Source organism: Ruegeria sp. CG4, from assembly GCF_056537185.1.
Map to the genome: position 1 here is coordinate 529,140 of NZ_JBQFRB010000001.1, position 21,297 is coordinate 550,436.

15 protein-coding genes are annotated in these 21,297 nt (G+C 55.7%); 8 read left to right on the forward strand and 7 right to left on the reverse strand.

What is annotated here, in order from left to right:
- Nucleotides 1-309: 309 nt before the first annotated feature.
- The gene (locus ACR0J2_RS02640; RefSeq protein WP_480811584.1) at nt 310-780 is read left to right on the forward strand and encodes a hypothetical protein; all 471 of its coding nucleotides are present in this window, start codon (nt 310-312) and stop codon (nt 778-780) included.
- Nucleotides 781-944: 164 nt separating this feature from the next.
- Here ACR0J2_RS02640 and ACR0J2_RS02645 read toward each other — a convergent pair whose 3' ends face one another.
- The 4 genes from ACR0J2_RS02645 to recA form a co-directional block, all read right to left on the reverse strand.
- The gene (locus ACR0J2_RS02645) at nt 945-1,568 is read right to left on the reverse strand and encodes a transglutaminase-like cysteine peptidase (protein WP_480811585.1); all 624 of its coding nucleotides are present in this window, start codon (nt 1,566-1,568) and stop codon (nt 945-947) included.
- A gap of 372 nt (nt 1,569-1,940) precedes the next feature.
- The gene (locus tag ACR0J2_RS02650) at nt 1,941-2,228 is read right to left on the reverse strand and encodes a DUF1330 domain-containing protein (RefSeq protein ID WP_170805679.1); all 288 of its coding nucleotides are present in this window, start codon (nt 2,226-2,228) and stop codon (nt 1,941-1,943) included.
- A 1-nt stretch (nt 2,229) separates the two neighbouring features.
- Nucleotides 2,230-4,899, reverse strand: coding sequence for an alanine--tRNA ligase (gene alaS, locus ACR0J2_RS02655; protein ID WP_480811586.1), 2,670 nt, complete (start codon nt 4,897-4,899; stop codon nt 2,230-2,232).
- 182 nt (nt 4,900-5,081) lie between these two features.
- Nucleotides 5,082-6,146, reverse strand: a complete 1,065-nt coding sequence (gene recA / locus ACR0J2_RS02660) for a recombinase RecA (protein ID WP_170614988.1) — start codon at nt 6,144-6,146, stop codon at nt 5,082-5,084.
- Between the two features lie 192 nt (nt 6,147-6,338).
- Here recA and ACR0J2_RS02665 point away from each other — a divergent pair, with 192 nt between their 5' ends.
- On the forward strand, nt 6,339-6,932 hold the full coding sequence (locus ACR0J2_RS02665) for a sulfotransferase family 2 domain-containing protein (RefSeq protein WP_480811587.1): 594 nt from the start codon (nt 6,339-6,341) through the stop codon (nt 6,930-6,932).
- A 5-nt stretch (nt 6,933-6,937) separates the two neighbouring features.
- Here the strand turns inward: ACR0J2_RS02665 and ACR0J2_RS02670 are convergent, their stop codons facing one another.
- From ACR0J2_RS02670 to guaB, 3 genes are all read right to left on the reverse strand, one after another.
- Complete coding sequence (locus ACR0J2_RS02670; RefSeq protein ID WP_480811588.1) at nt 6,938-9,229, reverse strand: ATP-binding protein; 2,292 nt, start codon at nt 9,227-9,229, stop codon at nt 6,938-6,940.
- A 96-nt stretch (nt 9,230-9,325) separates the two neighbouring features.
- Complete coding sequence (locus ACR0J2_RS02675) at nt 9,326-10,498, reverse strand: RsmB/NOP family class I SAM-dependent RNA methyltransferase (RefSeq protein ID WP_480811589.1); 1,173 nt, start codon at nt 10,496-10,498, stop codon at nt 9,326-9,328.
- A gap of 95 nt (nt 10,499-10,593) precedes the next feature.
- Nucleotides 10,594-12,042, reverse strand: coding sequence for an IMP dehydrogenase (gene guaB / locus ACR0J2_RS02680; protein ID WP_170614984.1), 1,449 nt, complete (start codon nt 12,040-12,042; stop codon nt 10,594-10,596).
- A gap of 217 nt (nt 12,043-12,259) precedes the next feature.
- Between guaB and ACR0J2_RS02685 the strand changes: the two genes are divergently transcribed.
- From ACR0J2_RS02685 to ACR0J2_RS02710, 6 genes are all read left to right on the forward strand, one after another.
- On the forward strand, nt 12,260-14,305 hold the full coding sequence (locus tag ACR0J2_RS02685; RefSeq protein WP_480811590.1) for an ASKHA domain-containing protein: 2,046 nt from the start codon (nt 12,260-12,262) through the stop codon (nt 14,303-14,305).
- A gap of 24 nt (nt 14,306-14,329) precedes the next feature.
- Nucleotides 14,330-15,187, forward strand: a complete 858-nt coding sequence (locus ACR0J2_RS02690; RefSeq protein WP_480811591.1) for a methyltransferase domain-containing protein — start codon at nt 14,330-14,332, stop codon at nt 15,185-15,187.
- A 524-nt stretch (nt 15,188-15,711) separates the two neighbouring features.
- Nucleotides 15,712-17,769, forward strand: coding sequence for a hypothetical protein (locus tag ACR0J2_RS02695; protein ID WP_480811592.1), 2,058 nt, complete (start codon nt 15,712-15,714; stop codon nt 17,767-17,769).
- Between the two features lie 68 nt (nt 17,770-17,837).
- Nucleotides 17,838-18,161: a hypothetical protein gene (locus tag ACR0J2_RS02700; protein WP_170614980.1), complete on the forward strand. Its 324-nt coding sequence runs from the start codon at nt 17,838-17,840 to the stop codon at nt 18,159-18,161.
- Nucleotides 18,124-19,248, forward strand: coding sequence for a glycosyltransferase family protein (locus ACR0J2_RS02705; protein WP_170815623.1), 1,125 nt, complete (start codon nt 18,124-18,126; stop codon nt 19,246-19,248). The genes ACR0J2_RS02700 and ACR0J2_RS02705 overlap by 38 nt, the downstream gene beginning before the upstream one ends.
- On the forward strand, nt 19,245-21,296 hold the full coding sequence (locus ACR0J2_RS02710; RefSeq protein WP_480811593.1) for a glycosyltransferase: 2,052 nt from the start codon (nt 19,245-19,247) through the stop codon (nt 21,294-21,296). Before ACR0J2_RS02705 ends, ACR0J2_RS02710 begins: the two co-directional genes overlap by 4 nt.
- Nucleotide 21,297: the final 1 nt, after the last annotated feature.

Genomic DNA, 21,297 nt, shown 5'->3' on the forward strand with positions numbered 1-21,297 from the left:
CAACCACTCGCCCAAACTACATCTTGTGGTTTGGTTTTTATCAAGGTGTATTTGCGTCAATTGTGTGATGCTCTTCATACACGTCTTGAATGAGACGGTGCATATGATCGGCATGGTTGAGTAAAAAGTACCAAGGAGTGCAAAATGGGAACCCTGTCCCGCAACTTTCCGATTTACCTCGTGGCGACTGCTTTCTTCGTTGTTTCGGCTGACAAGTCTTTCGCTGCCGGTGTGTGCGACGTAAAAACTGCGCGCCAGTCCGGCGCATCATCTCAAGTCTTGTGCGAATGTGATGCGGTTACGAGTAGAATGATACGTTATGTCCAACGTCGCGCCGATTTCGACAAGATCCTGGCACGACTTGGCGCTGAGTGTGCACCTCTGGCTGCACTGCTTACGGATTTTCCAACAGCGTCTACCGGAAACTCAAATCAAAGATCCGGAGACGGTCACCCAGATGAGAACCGCGATACCGGTACTCCCGGCGGAGAAAACTCGGGCGGCGAAGTTGAGGCGACCGGTCCAAGTGGTGGTCCAGAAACCACAGGAGGAGGAACTCCCGGTGGTGAACAGCCAGGTGGCGAACAGCCCGGTGGTGAGCAGCCAGGTGGCGAGCAGCCAGGTGGCGAGCAGCCAGGTGGCGAGCAGCCCGGTGGTGAACAGCCAGGTGGTGAGGAGCCGGGTGGTGAAGAACCAGGTGGCGAGGAGCCGGGTGGTGAAGAACCAGGTGGCGAGGAGCCGGGCGGTGAAGAACCAGGCGGTGAAGAAGAACCAACGTGAGGAACCACGGAAGTTGCGGTCAGACGTCCGGGTTTGATCCTAGATAGCTCAGTTAGCAGCGCACACGAATCTCTTCGTGTTCTGAAATCTGCCTGAAAAACATGGGTGCAAAGAGTTTGCACCCATGCAACGTGTCTCAGCAACTCAAATACGGTGCGTTGGGCTCAGCTATGACCGTAAACACCCACCCAGTGGCTAGGTCGTTTTGGGTCCTGCATGCGAAGAAACAGGTACCGCGTCGCTGTCCAGTGCTTGATCCGGTTTGTGAGGTTGTCCAATACCAAATCGCCATTGGCTGAACGATAAACCAGAACTGCATGCGGCCCCCGACGTCTGTCCAATACTGTAGCGATTAACAGTTTGCTTGGATCTACCCCTGCGTGGATCAAATCTCTTTTCTTTAGCAAGGCGAAGTCTTCGCAATCACCGCCTCTTGCCGTTGGCAGTGCCCATCTCTCTCGGGTGTTATACTGGGACTGATCGGTAACTTCGCGGGTCGAGTTATTCACGCGCCGATTAACCTGCTCCACAACCTTCAATTCCTGTTGACTGGACATGGATACAGAACGTTTTCCTACACAGGCCCAATTATATTGACTGCAAAGATTGATGGCGCCGGAAGGTGGCGGTGAAGATGCGACACTTGGAATAAAGCCGCCCTCGGATGCGTGTGCTGTCGGGGCCGCGAAAAACGTGCAGATACTCAAGATGCAAACGGTCGTGACGCCCGCCGATATTGGGAAAACTCTGGTGCGGAAGCGCTTCGCAAGTGTAATAAATAGTGACATTCCTACACCCCAATCCTGTGTTTTTTGCACGATCACGCATTAAACAGGGCCGCACTCCGTCTTGCGAAACGACCTGCGAACATCCCAGCTTGGGCAATCACTTTAAAAAATTGGACGGAAAAAAGGGCGAAAATTCGATCTTCAATCTGGCTTTTTCGCGCTAGAAATTAGATGGCGCGGTCACAATTACGGCGCGAAACCTTCAAGACTGTGCGATCCCATATGATTAAGATATTGTTATTGTTAAATAAAAATAGCGCGACCCATATAGGCGGGCCGCGCTTTTAAAATGGATTGTGACATAGGCTAAAGATTGCCGATCTGTCGCCGTATCCTAGAGAAATCTACAAGACGAGCTTTGTAAACTGACAGTTACTCAGTGATTTCAACCACAACCAGCTCGCGCTCGCTCGCCTCACGGGCATGATTCAGCGCTTGCTGGTAGTCGTCCGAGTTGTAGCACTCGACCGCTGCTTCTAGTGACGGGAAGCGGGCGACAACATTGCGAGGACGCTCTTTGCCTTCCAGTTGAACGTAACGCGCAGCACGGGCAATAAACTCACCCCCGTGCTTCGCGATGGCTGGCCCGGCCAACTCGGCGTATTTTCCATATGCCTCGGCATCAGTCACTGTTACGTGCGCAATCCAGAGTGCAGCCATTTTATCCTCCCAATACCTGTTCCGCAGCCTTGATCGCCGCATCCGAATTCGAGGCGTCCTTGCCTCCGCCCTGCGCCATATCCGGACGGCCACCGCCGCCCTTTCCGCCCAGTTCAGCCACGGCAGCCCGCACCAAGTCGACTGCGGAGACTCGATCCGTCAGATCTGGCGTGACACCTGCCGCGACGGCCGCCTTGCCGCCGGCGTCGGCGATCAGCAGCACCGCCCCTGACCCGAGGCGGCTTTTGTGTTCGTCGATCAGCGACGGAAGATCTTTCCCGGAAACACCGCTCAAGGCCTGAGCCAGGAATTTGACGCCGTTCACCTGCTTGGCCTCTGCGCCACCGCCGGTCGACGGACCAGCCATGGCAAGATCACGGCGCAACTGAGCGACCTCATTTTGCAAGGACTTTCGTTCATCCAGCAGGGACTTCACACGCCCCACAACATCGTCAGGCTGAGCCTTCAGTTCCAACGCGATCAGGGCGACGCGGTGATCCTGTGCCGACAGATATCGGAACGCTTCATCCCCGGTCAGGGCTTCGATCCGGCGTACACCCGCACTACTGGCACTGTCACCAAGCACAACGAATGTGCCGATGTCCCCAGTCTGGCGGACATGCGTTCCGCCACACAGTTCGATCGACCAGGTTTCCCCGTCGCTGCCTTTGCCAGTCGGCGCCTTGCCCATCGACACCACGCGGACTTCATCGCCATATTTTTCGCCGAACAATGCCTGCGCGCCAAGTTCGCGCGCATCGTCGGGCGTCATGATCCGAGTTTCGACGGCCGAGTTCTGGCGAATGAAATCATTCACCTCTCGTTCGACTTTCTTAACCTCTTCCAGTGTCAGAGCCTTGGAATGGCTGAAGTCGAACCGCAGCCGATCCGCTGCGTTGAGCGAGCCGCGCTGCGCCACATGATCGCCCAGCGTTTCGCGCAAAGCCTCATGCAGCAGGTGCGTGGCCGAATGGTTCGCGCGAATTGCCGTGCGGCGGACGTGATCGACCTCAAGTTCGACTGCGTCGCCCTTGGAAAGCGTACCTTGATCCACGGTCACCTTGTGGGCGTAGACTTTGCCGTCGGCGAATTTTCTGGTGTCTTCGACAAACGCCACATCATCACGGTCCTCCAGACGGCGAATTTCGCCTGTGTCGCCGATCTGACCACCGGCTTCGCCATAGAACGGCGTCTGGTTCACAACGACCCAGCCGCTGCCGCCCTGCCCGATTTTTTCGACCAAAGAACCATCAACAATCAGCGCGGCGATCTGACCTTCGGCCTTTTCGGTGTCGTATCCCAGAAAATCCGTAGCCCCGGCAGCATCGAGAACATCGAACCACACAGCCTGATCCGCCGATTCTCCGGACCCGGCCCAGGCGGCGCGCGCCTTGGCCTTCTGTTCGGCCATGGCCGCATCGAAACCGTCGGTATCGACTGTCCGACCCTTTTCGCGCAGCGCGTCCTGCGTCAGGTCAAGTGGAAAGCCATAGGTGTCATAAAGTTTGAACGCGGCATCGCCGGGCAGCGGCGCGCCCTCAGGCAGTCCGGACATCTCGTCGTCCAGCAACTTCAATCCGCGGTCCAGGGTTTGCTTGAAACGGGTTTCTTCAAGCAGCAAAGATTCCTCGATCAGCGATTGCGCCTGCCCCAGTTCGGTGTATTGCGCGCCCATCAGTTGGACCAGCGTAGGCACAAGGCGGTGCATAACCGGGTCCTTGGCACCCAGCAGATGGGCATGCCGCATGGCCCGGCGCATAATTCGACGAAGAACATAACCACGCCCGTCGTTTGAAGGCATTACGCCATCGGCAATCAGGAACGAGGTTGACCGCAGGTGATCCGCGATAACGCGGTGATGCACGTTCTGGTCACCGTACGGATCCACGCCGGTTGCCTCCGCGGACGCTTCGATCAGCGTCTTGAACAAGTCGGTGTCATAGTTGTCGTGGCTGCCCTGCATAAGCGCACCAATCCGTTCCAGCCCCATGCCGGTGTCGATCGACTGCATGTCGAGTTCAACCATCGAACCGTCTTCGAACTGTTCGTTCTGCATGAAAACGATGTTCCAGATTTCGATGAACCGGTCTCCATCTTCCTCGGCCGAACCCGGAGGACCGCCCCAGATATGATCACCATGATCATAGAAAATCTCGGTGCACGGGCCGCACGGGCCAGTCGGCCCCATCTGCCAGAAGTTGTCATTGGTTGCGATGCGGATTATCCGGTCTTCGGGCACACCGACCTTTTTCCAGATTTCGAACGCCTCATCATCGGTGTGATACACCGTTGTCAGCAAACGGCTTTTGTCGATCCCAAATTCCTTGGTGATCAACTCCCACGCAAACGGGATTGCATCATTCTTGAAGTAATCGCCGAATGAAAAGTTCCCAAGCATCTCAAAGAACGTGTGATGCCGCGCGGTGTATCCCACATTGTCCAGATCGTTGTGCTTGCCGCCCGCACGCACACATTTCTGCGCAGTAGTGGCACGCTGATAATCGCGAGTTTCAACTCCGGTAAACAGGTTTTTGAACTGCACCATGCCCGAGTTGACAAACATCAGTGTCGGGTCGTTGCGTGGGACCAGCGGGCTGGATGCCACCACTTCGTGCCCCTGTTTTGCAAAGTAGTTCAGGAAGGTGGATCGGATATCGTTCAGCGTGGGCATAAGGCTCTCTCAGCGCGCAATCATCTTGGTCTGCGAAGGTTTAGCCCCGTGCCCTCGCAGTGTCCACAGCATTGGTTTGGCGGAACGAAACAAGACGACCCCGGAGGACCGCCCTGTTCCGTGCTTTCTAGATCCTTCTGAAAGGAACCGTGGGATTTCTGTCGTTCGCTTCGGCGCGACGATTACGCTTCGAGAATATCATCCTCGTCCGCATTGGGGGGCATTTCGAAATCCAGACCGTGAGCCGCGCGTATCTTGTCCTCGATATCCAGCGCCACGCGGGCGTTGTCACGCAGGAACTGCTTGGCGTTTTCCCGACCCTGCCCGATCCGTTCGTCGCCATAGCTGAACCACGAACCCGACTTCTCGACCACACCGGCTTTGACGCCGAGGTCCAGCAACTCACCCATCTTGCTGATGCCTTCGCCATACATGATGTCGAATTCAACCTGCTTGAAGGGCGGCGCCACCTTGTTCTTCACGACCTTGACGCGGGTCTGGTTGCCAACCACTTCATCCCGATCCTTGATCGCGCCAATACGGCGAATATCCAGACGGACCGAGCTGTAGAATTTCAGCGCGTTACCACCAGTGGTGGTTTCCGGGCTGCCAAACATGACGCCGATCTTCATCCGGATCTGGTTGATGAAGATCACCATGCACTTCGAACGACTGATCGAGCCGGTCAGTTTACGCATTGCCTGGCTCATCAGACGGGCCTGCACGCCGACACTGCTGTCGCCCATGTCGCCTTCGAGTTCCGACTTCGGCGTCAGTGCCGCAACCGAATCGACGACAACCATGTTCACGGCCCCTGATCGTACCAGCGTATCGGTAATCTCAAGCGCCTGCTCGCCGGTGTCAGGCTGCGAGATCAGTAGTTCATCAAGGTCGACGCCCAGCTTACGGGCATATTGCGGATCCAGCGCGTGTTCGGCATCCACAAACGCACAGACACCACCGCGCTTTTGCTGTTCGGCAATGCAGTGAAGGGTCAGCGTGGTCTTGCCCGAGCTTTCCGGGCCGTAGATTTCCACGATCCGGCCCATCGGAAGACCGCCAATACCCAACGCGATGTCCAATCCCAGCGATCCGGTTGAGCTTGCTTCGATGTCCTGCCTGGCGTCTTCGCCTAGCTTCATGATCGACCCCTTGCCGAACTGGCGTTCGATCTGGGCCAGGGCGCTGTCCAGCGCCTTTTGCTTGTCTGCGTTTTTCTTGTCGCTCATCGTCAGAAGATCCGCCATTGTCCTGTCGCTTTCCCTTTTGTCACACCCTTGAACGGGCGGCAATCGCTGCTTTGTTCGCCTCTTGTTCCTTATGGGACCAAAAGCAGAACATTTCAACAAAAACTTATGTAACTCACTGTTCTGGAATTGTGTTAAAGATCCGTTTACGCCAATCTGCACCAAGTCCGAATGCAGGAAGGGTGCGGGTAAATGCTTGTTTTTTATAAAGAACGACTGGCTTTTTTGTCTGTCCCCAAAACCGGCAGCACCGCCTATCACACCGCGCTGCGGGATCATGCGGATATCGTCGTCACTGGCCCGCCTGAACTCAAGCATGCGCCCGTTCGCCGCTACGATCGCTTTTTTCAGCACATTTTCCGCAAAGTGTTCGATACCGAGATGGAAATCATGGCCGTTGTACGCGAACCCGTAGATTGGCTGGGCAGTTGGTACAGGTTTCGCAGCCGCCAGGATCGCGTTAGTCACCCGCACTCAACACGTGGCCTGACTTTTGATGAATTCGTTCAAGCCTACATGCAGACCCCGCGACCTGAGTTTGCGGATGTCGGCAGTCAAAGCCAGTTCTTTCGCACCCGCAGCAATGGTTTCGGCGCACGTCACGTTTTCAAATACGAGCATCAGGACAAAATTCTGGACTTTCTTCAGGACCGTCTGAACGTCAAAATTGATCTGCAGTGGGAGAATGTGTCTCCTCCTGGCGACCTGGCCCTGTCAGAAGAAACCGAACAGACGTTCCGCAACATACATGGCGCCGAGTTCGCCCTGCATGACTCCGCGCTCTAAGTCGTTCAATTCAGTTGCTGGAAGACCGCTTCAGTCAACTGATTCAACGAAAACGGCTTGGGCAGGAAGGTCGATCTGGCGATTTCGGGACCTGAACCGCTGAACGCGCCTTCGGTATAACCTGACATGAAGATCACGCTGACATCGGGCCGGGTTTCCATCGCTTTGCGCACCCATGTCGGCCCGTCCAACCCCGGCATGACGACATCAGTTACGAATGCGTCGACTTTCAGAGTGGAATCTTCGAGCAGGCGCAAAGCCTCTTCGCCGGAATCCGCTTCAAGCACCTTGTACCCCTTCAACCTCAATGCGCGCGTGGCAAAAGCGCGAACGGGCGCTTCGTCCTCGACCAGCAAGACAACACCGTCACCCTGTTTTGCATTTTGCGGAATCCGACTATCCTGCTGCGCCGGCGCTGGCTCAGCCGGGGCCACCGAAACCGGCAGAATTACAGTGAACTCGGTTCCGAAGCCCTGGGCACTGTCGACAAAGATGAAGCCGCCGGTCTGTTTTACGATTCCATAAACAGTCGACAGGCCCAACCCGGTGCCTTCGCCAGTTCTTTTGGTTGTGTAAAACGGCTCAAAAACCTTTTGCAGCTTGTCCGCTGCAATTCCGACACCGCTGTCGATCACCTTGACCGTCACATACTCGCCCGGCGGAACGGTCGCCCGGTCCCGCCTAAGCGGCTGGGCCATCTCGATGACCTCGGTTTCAATTCGAATTTCCCCGCCTTCAGGCATCGCGTCCCGCGCATTGACAACCAGGTTCATAAACACCTGCTCAAGCTGCCGCTTGTCCGCCCGAACTGGCTTGAGCACCGGATCATGGCTGAGCGTCAATCGGATTTTTTCCCCGACAAGACGGTTCAGAAGATGGATGAGATCGGAAATCGTGTCGCGCAGATCCAACGCTTCGGGTCTGAGGGTTTGTTTGCGGGAAAATGCCAACAACTGGCTGACAAGCGCCGCAGCGCGATTGGCGTTCTGGTTGATCTGAACAAGATCACCGTAGTTCGGATCATTCTGATCGTGCCTCAGTAACAGCAAGTCACAGTGACCCGAGATCGCCGTCAGAAGGTTGTTGAAATCATGCGCAACGCCACCGGCCAATTGTCCGACCGCCTGCATTTTTTGCCCCTGCACAAACTGGGCTTCAAGCGTCTTCAGTTCGGTCGCGTCGTTCAGAACCGCAATCAGGCAAACCTGCCCTTCATGCAGGACACGGCTAAGTGTAACCTGGATAAAGATATCCTTGTCCTTCCGCGTCAGTTTCAGGAACTCGGAACGCGGGCCATCCTCACCGGCGACCGTGCGTGACAGCCAATCGGGAACCGGCTGCCCCAGCCCCTGCATGATTGCGACGACATTGGTCACACCGGGCTCAATATCTCCGATCAGTTTGTTGGCCAATATGTTGGCTTCAAGAATGCATCCGTCAGGAGAGAGACAAAGAACCGGCACAGGCAAATCCGAGAATGTCATCCGGGTCCGGCTTTTGGGCGCGATTTTCAGCGGCAAAAGGGCAAGATCGCGCACCATACCCGATCGCGAAACCTGAACAAACGTTCCAGGGACAGCGCCCTCACCTGTCTTGATCTGCAGAATGCTGCCCGGCTCGGGAACGTCACCGGCAATGGCCTGATCCAACGTTTCGGGTTGTCCCCCCAACAGTGCCTGCGCAGCGCTATTGGCTTGCAGAACGGATCCGTTTCTACCTTCCGTCAGAACTGGAATATCCAAACCTTCCCAACGCGAACTTTCGTCCAATCCGAACCGCCAACAGTACAACCCATTGCCAAAGCCAAAAACGCTGACAGGGATGGTCGAACCCAGCGTCACGGCATCCTCGCGCGCACGGCCATTTTGGGCGACCTTCGATTGCAGCCGCAACAAGAGTGCTGCGGGGTTGGCAAAGACAGATCGCAGACAATGGTCGAGACGCTGCCCCTGCGTTGCACCAAACCGCCTGACGGCTGCCTGGTTGATGATCTGAATATTACCCTGACTGTCCGCGATCAGACATGGGGACAAGTCATTTTCAACAAACGCCGCCATAACGGATTTTGCGTTTCTTGCGCACCTGTCCGCCAACTGCCCGCGAAATAAGACAATACTTCCAGCAGCCGCCAAAGATCCGCCAACAACAATCAACCCAATCGACCATTCAGACGGAATCGCGTTTAGAAACGGTGCAAAGCACAATCCCAGCGCAACCAAGGCCAGCGCCAACAGGCGCGATACGGAAGGTGTGTGACGAACGGAAGGATCAGGAAAAAACTCAGTGGTGTCAGACATAAACGACTCGGAATGTTGGATACCGAGTATGACGGACCCAATACGGTTAATTCCCGCTTAACATAACATCAATGCAGGACTCTCTCGTTTAGGTTGTTAATGCTCCGTTTCTTGTCGCGTCAAGTGTGCCGTAAAAAACCCATCCGTTCCGTGTGTCACCTGCCATGACTTCTGAAACGCTAGGCGCCAATCCGGGTGCATTGTCTGAAACGCGTTCACAATTGCCTCGTTTTCGTCGACAAGCATAGAACACGTCGCATAAGCCAGCAGCCCGCCTGAATGGGCCAGTTGTGAAATCTGCTCGAGTATTTGTGCTTGAATGACGCAAAGATCCTGCAACTTTGCTTCGGTCAACGCCCATTTTCCAGCCGGTGCCCTGCGCCAAGATCCGCTGCCGGAACATGGCGCGTCCGCCAAGACGACGTCAAATGGGGCTTGCCGCAGGATGTCGTCAGCGGACAGTCGCTCGACGTTGACCCCTGCCCGTTCTGCCCGTGTTGGAATATCCTGCATCCGGGCTTCATTGATATCATGGGCATAAACCTGAACTCCGGGCCGGGCCGCCAATGCCAGTGCTTTTCCCCCGCCGCCTGCGCAATAGTCCAGCACGCGCATTCCGGGTTCAAGGTCGATCGATGCGGCGACTGCCTGACTCGCGGCATCCTGCAATTCGACCATCCCGGACGCAAATGCCCGGTTTTGCGAGATTCTGCGGGCACCCTCGATCACCTCAAGCGCAGTGTCGCAGGCCGGGTGCGGTCTGGTCAGGATGTCGTCCGACTCAAGCACTCGAACAGCCTCAGTCACATCGGACTTGACCAGATTAACACGCAATTGAACGGGGGCCCGGGACTGCAGGGCGTGGGCGGCAGGAATTGCATCCTCACCCAAAGACGCGCTGAACCTTGGCCAAAGCCATTCCGGGATGTCAAATTCCTCAGCTTTCGAGGAAAAACCCCGGCTTGTCTCGTGTTCGGCAACAGGGGGAGGTGCATGGCGTGCACCGGAAAACAACCCGGCGATATCCTCGCCCTTGGCACGCGCCGACCCGATCATCAGACCCCGACCGGTTTCAGATCCGCCCAGTGCCGAAAACGAGCGCTTGCAGCGCAGGCCGTCAAACACGTGATCCCGCACCCCTGCCCGATCTTTCGAGCCTGCAAACCTGCAGCGCCGGGCCCATCCGGTCAATGCTTTTTCGACCGGTGCGCCATCCAGAATCTCATCCAGTATTTCGATGGCGGCCTGAATGCGGGCGGCAGGGGTCATAAGGCAACTCCGTCGTCAAACGAATGGTCGGAACAGATCATCGCAAAAACCAAAACGGCGCCCGGTAAAGGGCGCCACTTGTTGAACCATCGCAATTACATAACGCGATAATTCGGGCTTTCACGCGTGATCTGGACGTCATGAACGTGGCTTTCCTTCAGCCCCGCGCCAGTAATTTTTACAAAGGTGCAGTTGCGGCGCATTTCTTCAACCGAAGCACATCCGGTATAGCCCATTGCGGCACGCAGCCCGCCCACAAGCTGATGCACAACAGCGCTGGCCGACCCTTTGTAGGGCACCTGCCCCTCAATCCCTTCAGGCACCAGCTTGTCATTGGCGGCATCCTTCTGGAAATAGCGGTCGGCTGAACCACGTGCCATTGCACCAAGGCTGCCCATCCCCCGATAGGATTTGAAAGAGCGTCCCTGATAAAGGATCACCTCGCCGGGGCTTTCGTCGGTACCTGCAATCATCGAACCGACCATGGCGCAGGATGCGCCGGCTGCAATCGCCTTTGCGAAATCGCCGGAAAACTTGATACCGCCATCTGCGATCACCGGAACCTCGCCAGCGGCGGCGGCACAATCCATGATGGCCGTCAACTGCGGCACGCCGACCCCTGCGACCATCCGTGTCGTGCAGATCGACCCCGGACCGATCCCAACCTTGATGGCATCGGCCCCCGCGTCGATCAGTGCCTTGGTTGCCTCACCTGTCGCGACATTTCCAGCGATAATCTGGACTTCGTTTGACAGGGCCTTGACGCGCTTTACGGCATCAAGAACGCCCTGTGAATGCCCATGCGCCGTATCTACGACGATGATGTCCGCGCCCGAGTCAATCAGCTCTCCGGAACGCTCGAAACCCGCATCTCCGACCGAAGTAGCGGCTGCAACCCGCAGGCGGCCTAGATGATCCTTGCACGCCGTGGGGTTCAGAACGGCCTGCTCGGTGTCTTTCAGTGTCAGAAGGCCCGTCAGCTTGCCACTGCCATCAACAACCAGAAGCTTCTCGATCCGGCGCGCACGCATAAGGCTCTTGGCCTCTTCCAGGTCCGCAGGCTCTTTCAGCATGGCCAGATTGTCCGATGTCATCATCATGTGAATCGGAGTGTCCTCGGACGTGGCAAACCGCATGTCGCGGTTGGTCACGATACCAACAACGCGGCCATCGCCATCGACTACCGGAAATCCGGTGAAATTGTAGCGCTGGACCAACGCCTTGGCGTCCGCAAGCGTCTGATCCGCCCGCAGGGTTACGGGGTTGTACACGATGCCGGATTCAAACCGTTTGACACGCCGAACCTCGCGGGACTGTTCCTCGACTGACAGGTTCTTGTGAATGACGCCAATTCCGCCCGCCTGTGCCATTGCAATGGCCATACGCGCCTCGGTCACGGTGTCCATGGCCGAACTGAGCAATGGGATGTTCATGCTGATGTTGCGCGTCACACGCGTGGTTGTATCCGCCGTCGCAGGAAGGACACTGGATGCCCCCGGAACCAGAAGAACATCGTCAAAGGTGAGTGCCTCACGAATCTGCATTTGCTAACCCCATGCAAAACCCCGTTTGACGGCGACCCTATTGCACGGATTCAGCCCAAGGGAAAGCCCCGCGTGCCAATAGTTTGCCCCGGTTGGCGGGCGGTCTGGTAAAAAACGACGCAAGCTGCGCAAAACGTGCCGCTGAATGCCCTTTCCCTTTGCGCGCAAACTCATATCTTGCCCGGCATACGCGCGAATACAAAAAGGCAGGCCTTCCATGACCACCGACCCACTTGTCGTCTTTACCCCATCGGGCAAACGCGGGCATTTCCCCGTCGGCACTCCGATCCTGACAGCGGCCCGCCAGTTGGGTGTGGACCTCGATTCGGTCTGCGGCGGGCGTGGCATCTGTTCCAAATGCCAGATCACACCCAGCTATGGTGAGTTTCCCAAGCACGGCGTCACCGTATCCGACGGCGCGCTGAGCGAATGGAACGCGGTCGAGCAGCGCTATGACGACAAGCGTGGCCTGAAACCCGGTCGCCGTCTGGGGTGCCAGGCATCGGTCCAGGGCGATGTGGTGATTGATGTCCCACCCGAAAGCCAGGTCCACCGTCAGGTTGTTCGCAAGGCAGCCGCTGCCCGCGCCATCACAATGGACCCAGCGACGCGCCTGTATTTCGTGGTGGTCGAGGAACCGGACATGCACTCGCCCACCGGCGATCTGGAGCGGTTGGAACGGGCTCTCCGTGAACAGTGGAAGATCGACGCCGTGACGGCAGACCTGTCGCTGATGTCCAAGCTTCAGCCAGTGCTGCGCAAAGGAAAGTGGGAAGTCACGGTCGCCGTCCACAAGGGCCACAACGATACAGTCGCGCGTATCGTCGAAATCTGGCCGGGTCTGCACGAGAGCGGCCTTTACGGCCTTGCCATCGACCTGGGTTCGACCACGATCGCTGCGCACCTGACCGATCTGGAAACGGGCGAGGTCAAGGCGTCCTCGGGGCTGATGAACCCTCAGATACGTTTTGGCGAAGACCTGATGAGCCGGGTTTCCTATTCGATGATGAACCCCGGCGGCGATCGGGAGATGACGAAAGCCGTGCGTGAGGCGATCAATGACCTGACTACCTCGATCGCGGACGAGGCCGGGATCGACGCCGCCCTGATTGTGGAAACCGTGTTTGTCTGCAACCCGGTCATGCACCACCTGCTGCTTGGCCTTGATCCGGTCGAACTGGGACAGGCGCCGTTCGCACTGGCCACATCCGAAAGCGTGTCCCTGCCCGCCCGCCAGATGGATCTGACCAACATGAACCCGCGCGCGCAGGTCTATATCCTGCCTTGTATCGCAGGCCATGTAGGCGCGGATTGCGCTGCGGTTGCCTTGTCCGAAGAACCCGGCAAGTCGGAAGATCTGGTCCTGATCGTCGACGTTGGCACCAACGCGGAAATCCTGTTGGGCAATACCAGCCGTGTGCTGGCCTGCTCGTCGCCGACAGGTCCTGCTTTTGAGGGTGCCCAGATCAGTTCCGGCCAGCGCGCCGCCCCCGGCGCCATCGAACGCATTGAAATCGATCCCGCCACCAAGGAGCCGCGCTTTCGGATCATTGGATCGGAAAAATGGTCCGACGAAGACGGTTTCGATCTTGATGTGGCCACAACCGGAATCACCGGCATTTGCGGCTCCGGCATCATCGAGGCCGTAGCCGAGATGCGCATGGCAGGACTGTTGGACGAAGGCGGCCTGATCGGATCGGCCGAACAGACCGGCACGCTGCGCTGCATCCCCGAGGGGCGGACGCATTCGTACCTGATCCACGACGCCAGTGCCGATGGCGGCCCGCGCATTACTGTAACCCAGGGCGATATCCGGGCAATCCAACTGGCGAAATCGGCGCTCTATGCCGGTGCACGCCTTTTGATGGACGAAATGAAGGTCGACAAGGTCGACCGCGTGGTGCTGGCCGGAGCCTTTGGCGCGCATATCTCGACCAAACATGCGATGGTATTGGGAATGATCCCGGATGCGCCGCTGGAAAAGGTTTCCAGCGCAGGTAACGCCGCCGGGACTGGCGCGCGCATAGCATTGTGCAACATCTCATCCCGGTCCGAAATCGAACGGGTTGTGCGCGAAATCACCAAGATCGAAACCGCTATCGAGCCGAAATTCCAGGATCATTTCGTCGCCGCCAACGCGATCCCGCACAAAACAGATCCGTTCCCGGAGCTGGCGCAAGTTGTCACCCTGCCATCGCCATCGTTCAACACAGGTGGCGGAGATGACGAAAAATCTGGCCGGCGCCGCCGCCGGAGGTCATAATCCGGCCATTGACAGGGGGCCGTCATGACTACAGCAAATGAGGAGCAAGCTGAGTATTGGGGAAAATCGGTTCTTGGGGCCAAATGGTTGATCCACGAGGACCAGCTTGACCATCTTCTTGCGCCAGTACTTGGTCTTGTGCTGGAACGCGCAGCGCTGAAGCCGGGAATGCGGGTGTTGGATATCGGTTGCGGAACCGGTGCCAGCACAATTGCTTCGGCGCAAGAAGTCGGTCGGAATGGCCGCGTTCTGGCTGCCGATTTCTCACAACCCTTCGCACATCGCACGCGCGAACGTTCCTTGGATCTGGGGCTGACGCAGGTTGAAGTAGAATGCGCAGACGCCCAGACTTTTGGGTTTTCCGAAGAGACGCAGGACGCGGTGATTTCCCGTTTTGGCGTGATGTTCTTCGAGGACCCGGTCGCCGCCTTCGCGAATATGGCAAATGCGCTGAAACCCGGCGGGCAGATGACGTTTGCAGCATGGGGACCATTGTCGGACAACCCCTGGTTCAAGCTGCCTCATATCGCGGCCACAAATCAGCTTGGCCAACCCCCAAAAGTAGATCGCTATGCACCCGGCCCCCTTGCCTTTCACGATATCGAACATGTGACAGGTATGTTGTCGCGCGCCGGACTGTGCGACGTTCGCGGTGAAACCGTACCCCAGTTCCTTCACGGGCCGGACACGCTTGAGGAAACTGCGGCACTGTGTATGCGCGTCGGCCCGGCCTCGCGGGTCATTTCTCATTTTGGCGCCTCAGACGAAGATATCGAAGCGATCCGGACCGCAGTCGCCGAAGCTTTCGCGACGTACGCCACAGATGATGGCATCCGCATCCCTGCTGCCATCAACCTGTTCCAGGCCCGCCGGACCACTTGAAGGCCCGAGGATCGAAACCGAGGCAACGCGTAGCATATTGCTTGTGAACTTAGTGCCCTGACTGACCACGCAAACGGGCGATACCTGCGGGCCTGTCGTTTCACGATAACCTGGACATTTCTACTGTAAACGCTCAGCCAAATATCTACCAAGTTACGACATCCAGGACACTGACGCGGTATCCACTCAGCTCTGAGAACGATCCGGCGTAGTGAGCATGGCGACCTACCGGACGCGTATTGTGCCGCGGCGAACAAAACCGATGGCCCCGTGTTCACGGTTCCTAAAGGTCGCAGACAGGCAAGCAGGATAAGGCTGGCATTTTTCAACTGTCCTCCGAGATCCGGAACCATCCGTCGAAGCAGTTTGCGACGCATCCCGGCTGCTCACTTGTCTTTGATCAGCATTTTTTATAACCTCTTCTCGAGTATTGTTAGATAATTAGAGACTGTGCCCAACGTCTTTTTTTTGCTCTTGTTTCAATAATGTAGAGCATAGCGCAATGACCGTTTTGGGGGTTGCTTATGTCAAAGGTTAGCGACACGAGTACGCTACCTGAAGTTGCTGGTGACAGCGGTGATGACGCGTCACAAATTCATGATTTTCTGCGGTCAGAAGAATGGCAGCAGAAGATTGAAAACGCGCGGAAACAGCGGAAGAAAAAACTTGCGGAACTTGGTCGGAGCCGCAAGGAAAATCCGGACCGCAAACCTGATCAATCGGGAAAGGATTACTCAACCAAAAGGGTGAATGAATCCGGACCACAGCACTTGTGGGACAGGCTGGAAGAAGCGCGCAGGCGAAGACAGGCGGTGCTTGCGCGTGCCTCGGCTGAAGCCGAAAAGCATGCGCCAAGTGAGTCGGACGTTGGTGGTGGTGAGCAAGTCAGCAATGGTGCTGGAAGAGCAACTGCCGCGCCTCCTGAAGTCCTCCAAAAGAAAACAGGCTCAGCGGCATCCGGTCAAAAAAGACATCAACAGCTTGCGCCCAGTATCGCGTCTTTAAATGGCGCAAGTTCAGAAAGAAACAGTGGCCTTGAACGTTTGTTTCCGGTTGGGGATGTTCCCGCCAAAGACGACGAAACGAGTGTCGAACTTGAGAGTCGTGTTCGCTCGCCCTCAAGTGCAGGCCAACCGGTCGAAGATGCCGCTGAAAACATTCGCAGAAAGCTCAGTTTCCGCTGGCCCAAACAACAACAACCGCACAGAGGCCGATTTACTTCAATAGCCATTGGGTGTGGAATTGGTGTCGTATTTTCATTTTCGACAATGTTTGTATTGGCCCGGTGGGAATCAAATAGTGGAGAAAAATCATTCGCTTCCAGCAACTTGGATGTGGACACTTCCAGGACCACTACACTGCCGGAAAAGAGTTCTACGCAATCAACCAGTTCGCAAATAAAGGGGCCAGAATTCCCGCCACGTCTGATGGTTCGGTCGTTGACACAATCGGATGCGTCACCGAATGCGACTTCCTTCGGAAAAATTTTTGCAACGAATGAAAGCTCAAGCATAATCGCGTCTGCTCCACTCCCCATGAAGGAGATGTCATCTGATCCCAAGCTGTTCGAAGCAATGCTTCCACCGGTCGCTCCTTCGCTTCGTCCGGATCTGCTGACCCTTGAGACGCCAAAGCGGCCAACCGGAACTCCCGCCACACAGAATCCACAAAGTGCCTTCCCGAATTCTGCTTGGTCACACGATCAATTAGCGCAAGCGTCGTTAAATTTCAGAACGTCGATCATTTTGCCTGATGTTTCTGCGATCTTCGACAGTTTGAAAGCTGTTGTCGCAAATGCGACTGATCCAGGCTCAAGCGCTCCTGAGATTTCAGTCGAGCTGGTCTCATTGGTCTATGCCGAAGACCAACCTTCAACGCTGAAACAAGCTGTAGCGTTTCGGTCTGCGCCGAGCGAAACAGAATTTGCACTGAAAAGCCTTGATAATCTACCGAAATTTAACCTCGTCATTCCAGGCAAGGTAAGTCCGCCGGACGCGCCTGATTCAAATGATCGAACAGGAATTGATCTAAGAGAGCTTTCAAAAGCCCCCATACCAAGAACAGAAGAAGTGTCGCCAAAATCAGTGGTCAGATTGCAAGAAAATTTGGAACCACCTTTAACTTCGTCTGAGACGACAGATGGCGCAGCAAAGCCTCGCGAGGACACTGAATCAGCGGAAGTGATTGCCAGCAGCAGCGGCGCAGAATTTAAGCTGTTTATACCAAACAGCCTTGGCGCACGGACAGTGAACTCAGTGGTCAATAACCTCGTAGCGGCAGGTCATGAGTTAAGTGGAACAGCGCGCGTTGGCTTTGGCGTTAAACAATCCAACGTCAGGTTCTATCACAAGGAAGATGCCGCTCAGGCAACGGCGCTTGCAGAAGATGCCGGTGCTTTGTTGCGCGATTTCACGGGCTCTAAGTCCAAGACGCAAAACGGCGTCGTGGAATTATGGTTGGCCGGCAATAGTGCTACGAAATCCAAAGTGAAAAAGGTTCGTCGCAGCGCTTCTGCTTCGGATCAAGTCGATCAGCTGAAAAGGCAGGTTTTAAGCAAACTAAAAACGGCGACAAACCAATGAATACCGGCCAGTTTCTGGTGTAAGAGGCAAAAACGATGTAGGTTAACAATCGGAGATCGGGGTTTAAGATGCCTAACTCTAAACTTGTTGCGATAGTAACTGCCCTATTGTTCTTACTACCGTCTCAGCATGTGCGTGCCGAAATTACATTGGAGCAATTGCTGACGATAGATCAGTTTTTGTCCGAGAATAACATCCAGGCTTTGTGGGATTATCTTCAAAAGAACCCGGACTTGTTATTGGGTGATGACGAATTATCACTTGAGTTGCGCAGTTTTTTTGACACCGTTTCACGGGGCCAGGTGGATTACGGTTTTGCTGGCAATGCCACAAACAGTGCAGAGGTTTCACAGGTTGGCAGCGCTGCGCTTGCCACTTCTTCCCAGCACTGAAATCATGACGCAATTTCAAAGCATTCGATATCCTAATAAAGTGAAGATCGCGTATGTTATTGAGCCCCGCTTCTTAGGTGGCACTTCCATGGCAGTCGCTGCCGAACTGCGCGTGGCCACCGAGTTCGCTGATCTGGTGGTGCATGCGAGGACCTCCAAGATGTTTGGCAGCAGTCAGCATGTCGCGCCGGTGCTGCAGCGAGTGTTGGACGAGCTTCGTATTCCAATGGTTTGGGACGCCCCCCGGATATGCGCTGATTTTGTTATCTTGCACAATCCGTCTTTCCTGAAGTTTCAAAACTCTTTGAGCGCAGAGATTTATGCGCAGGAAATAGTCGTTGTAACCCACGAAAACTTCTTGCGTCCGGGCGGCGAAGAAGGCTTCGACGTTTCAAACTGCCTGGATCAGATAGACTTGTCGACCCTCGCACTTAGGAAAACGCTAGCGCCAATTTCGTCGTATAACCGTGAGACTGTTACAGGCTGGTTGTCCAAATTTCGCAGGGCCCGCCATTGGAATGTCCTGGAAGATGACTGGTTCAACATCTTTTTCAGTGACAAGGACGAACCATGTGAAAAGCCAAAGGACCGACGCGGTCGACACTCGCGGCCTGGCTTCGAAAAGTTTCCATCTGTCGCCGATCTTGATTTGTGTTTTCCCAAACACGCGAAGTCCAATGTCATTCTTGGTGCCAACGCGTTGATGGACACGAACATCGTTCGTCCGCATTGGACTTTGTTTCCATTTGACGCGATCAGTCTGGAAGATTTTTTTGAGATGATAGATTTTTTTGTCTACTTTACAGCGCCGACTTGGCGAGAGAGTTTCGGGCGCGTAATTGCGGAGGCTATCGCAGCCGGCAAGGTCGTCTTGACGGATCCGGAAACCGCAAAGACATTCGGAAATGCCGTAATCCCCTGTAGCCCCGGGGATGTGGACCGGATCATTTCTGACCTGATTTCGTCCCCCAACCGGTATCATGAGAAAGTTGCCGAGGCACAGCCGCTGCTTGAGCGCTACTCGGGCCAAAAATTCAAAGAGCGATTGGGCGCCATTCTGACCGCGGACAGAGAGGCGCTGACATGATTTTTGTTGAGGCGGGTACACTTTCAGTTCGGTCTTTTGACGCACAGTTGATATTTGCTCTGAAACTCAGAAAGCGTGGTTTCGATGTTTGCATCGATGCAACCTATTTTCCTGAGGATGCAGGGCGCGGAAGACACTACGAGGCTGCAACACTTCTCGCTGATACGGAGGAACTCGAAGCGGAAGCCGTGTTTATCCTCGGCGCGGAAGAAGTAGATGACCGGCTGCTTGCCTCATTGCGACAAAAGCAACTTGGGACGGATGTTCCGGTAATCGCAACTGGCCGGTTCAGTACTCAGCAAAGCTACATTAGTGCAAAAGCCCGTCTCGCGTTTGCACTGGGGCGCGAAGCAACGGTCATTGATCTATCGGACCTTCAGCCGCGTTCTATTTCACCTTCAGCTGTCAGCCCCCTGGTAACTGAAACCCGACCGATCACCCGGCCAATTGGTGAATTGGCGAATGTAACCGTCGTGTTGGGTTCCTTGGAGTTGGACGACTCTGAAACGTTGTCCTGTCTGTCCCGGATGAGCAATCAGGGCAGCTATGGCTTTAAGCTGGTTGTGAGCGGTGCGCAGAATGAGTTCCTAAAGGCGTCAAAATTCAACGATCTCCCCAGAGTTCTTTATACTGATCTTTCGCCTCTAACCCTCGCAAATTCAACGGATATCCTCGCGATGTTTGGGAATGGCATCGCAGGCGACCGGATGGCCGAGCTTGCGCTTGAAGTGATTGCAGCCGGTGGCGTCGTGATCGACTGCACCGAAGACGAGGTTTTGATATCTTCCGGAGCGCCGGCGTTACTTGGACCCAAGACGCTTTTTGCTTTGGATGGATACCTGATCGGCAAAATTATCGGGAATACACCACACATCGCTGAACAAACACGAAAGTCTCCGTGGCTGCGGACAGTAGATATATCCCGGCTCGAGACCGCCGCAGGGCTTAGCGCCAAACCGCGACCACCCAAACGGACGTCGCCGAGAACCTTGTTCTTGCCAACTAACGGAGTTGGGTTAGGACATGCGCAGCGGTGCACTGTGATCGCCAAGGCTTTGCCAAAACACATGTCCCCGGTGTTCGCAGCCTTCCCAAGTTGTGTTCCTATGGTTCGACGCGAGGGGATCGACTGTATACCGCTGGTCGCCCGATCAGACGTAAACGACAGTTCCAACGCGAATGACATCCTGACTTACCGGCGTCTGAACGCCGCATTACAAGACGGCGACCGGTTCGTTTTTGACGGTGGCTATGTGTTCGATTCCGTCAATCGCGTAATCCGGGAACGCAGATTATCCGCAGTCTGGATCCGCCGTGGCCTTTGGCCCAAGGGTCGGTCCCGGCATACCATGCTTCGTCGTGAGGGCATATTCGACCGGGTCATCGTGCCGTCAGAGGCTTTTGAGGAGCTTAACGACGCTTACAGTTACGGTGAACATGTTCACAACATAGGGCCAGTTTTTCGCCAGGTAGATCAATCGCCCGAGGCCTCCGAAAACCTCCGGACGCGTCTGGCCGAAAAGTTTGATCACGACTTTAAACTGCTGATTGTCAGCATGTTAGGCGGGGGAGTTGCCTCTGACAGGTCCGCTCAACTGCAAGCAATCTCAGGAATGCTTGAGTGCCGCAAAGACTGTCTTCACCTGGTCGTAACCTGGCCCGGTAGCGCGGTTCAGGCAGCCGCGTTTGGTTGGAAAAATTCAAAGGTGGTTAATACTTTAGAGGCTACAAAGCTATGTCTATCCGCCGACTTGGTAATATCTGCCGCCGGGTACAATTCGGTCCACGAGATCCTCTACCACAAGATTCCCGCAATACTTATCCCACAGTCTGCGCCTTATTTGGACGATCAGGAACGACGCGCAAGAGCACTATCTGACCGCAATCTTTGTGCAACCATTACAGAAGCGGAATTCATGAAGCTGGAACGAACGGTCCAGGTTTGTCTGGATGACGGGGGCGCGGAAGACTTTCGTGCAGCACTGCAACAAATAGAGCTGCCTGAATCCGGTGTGTCCGCAGCTGCTGAAATCATAGCGACGAGCTGAA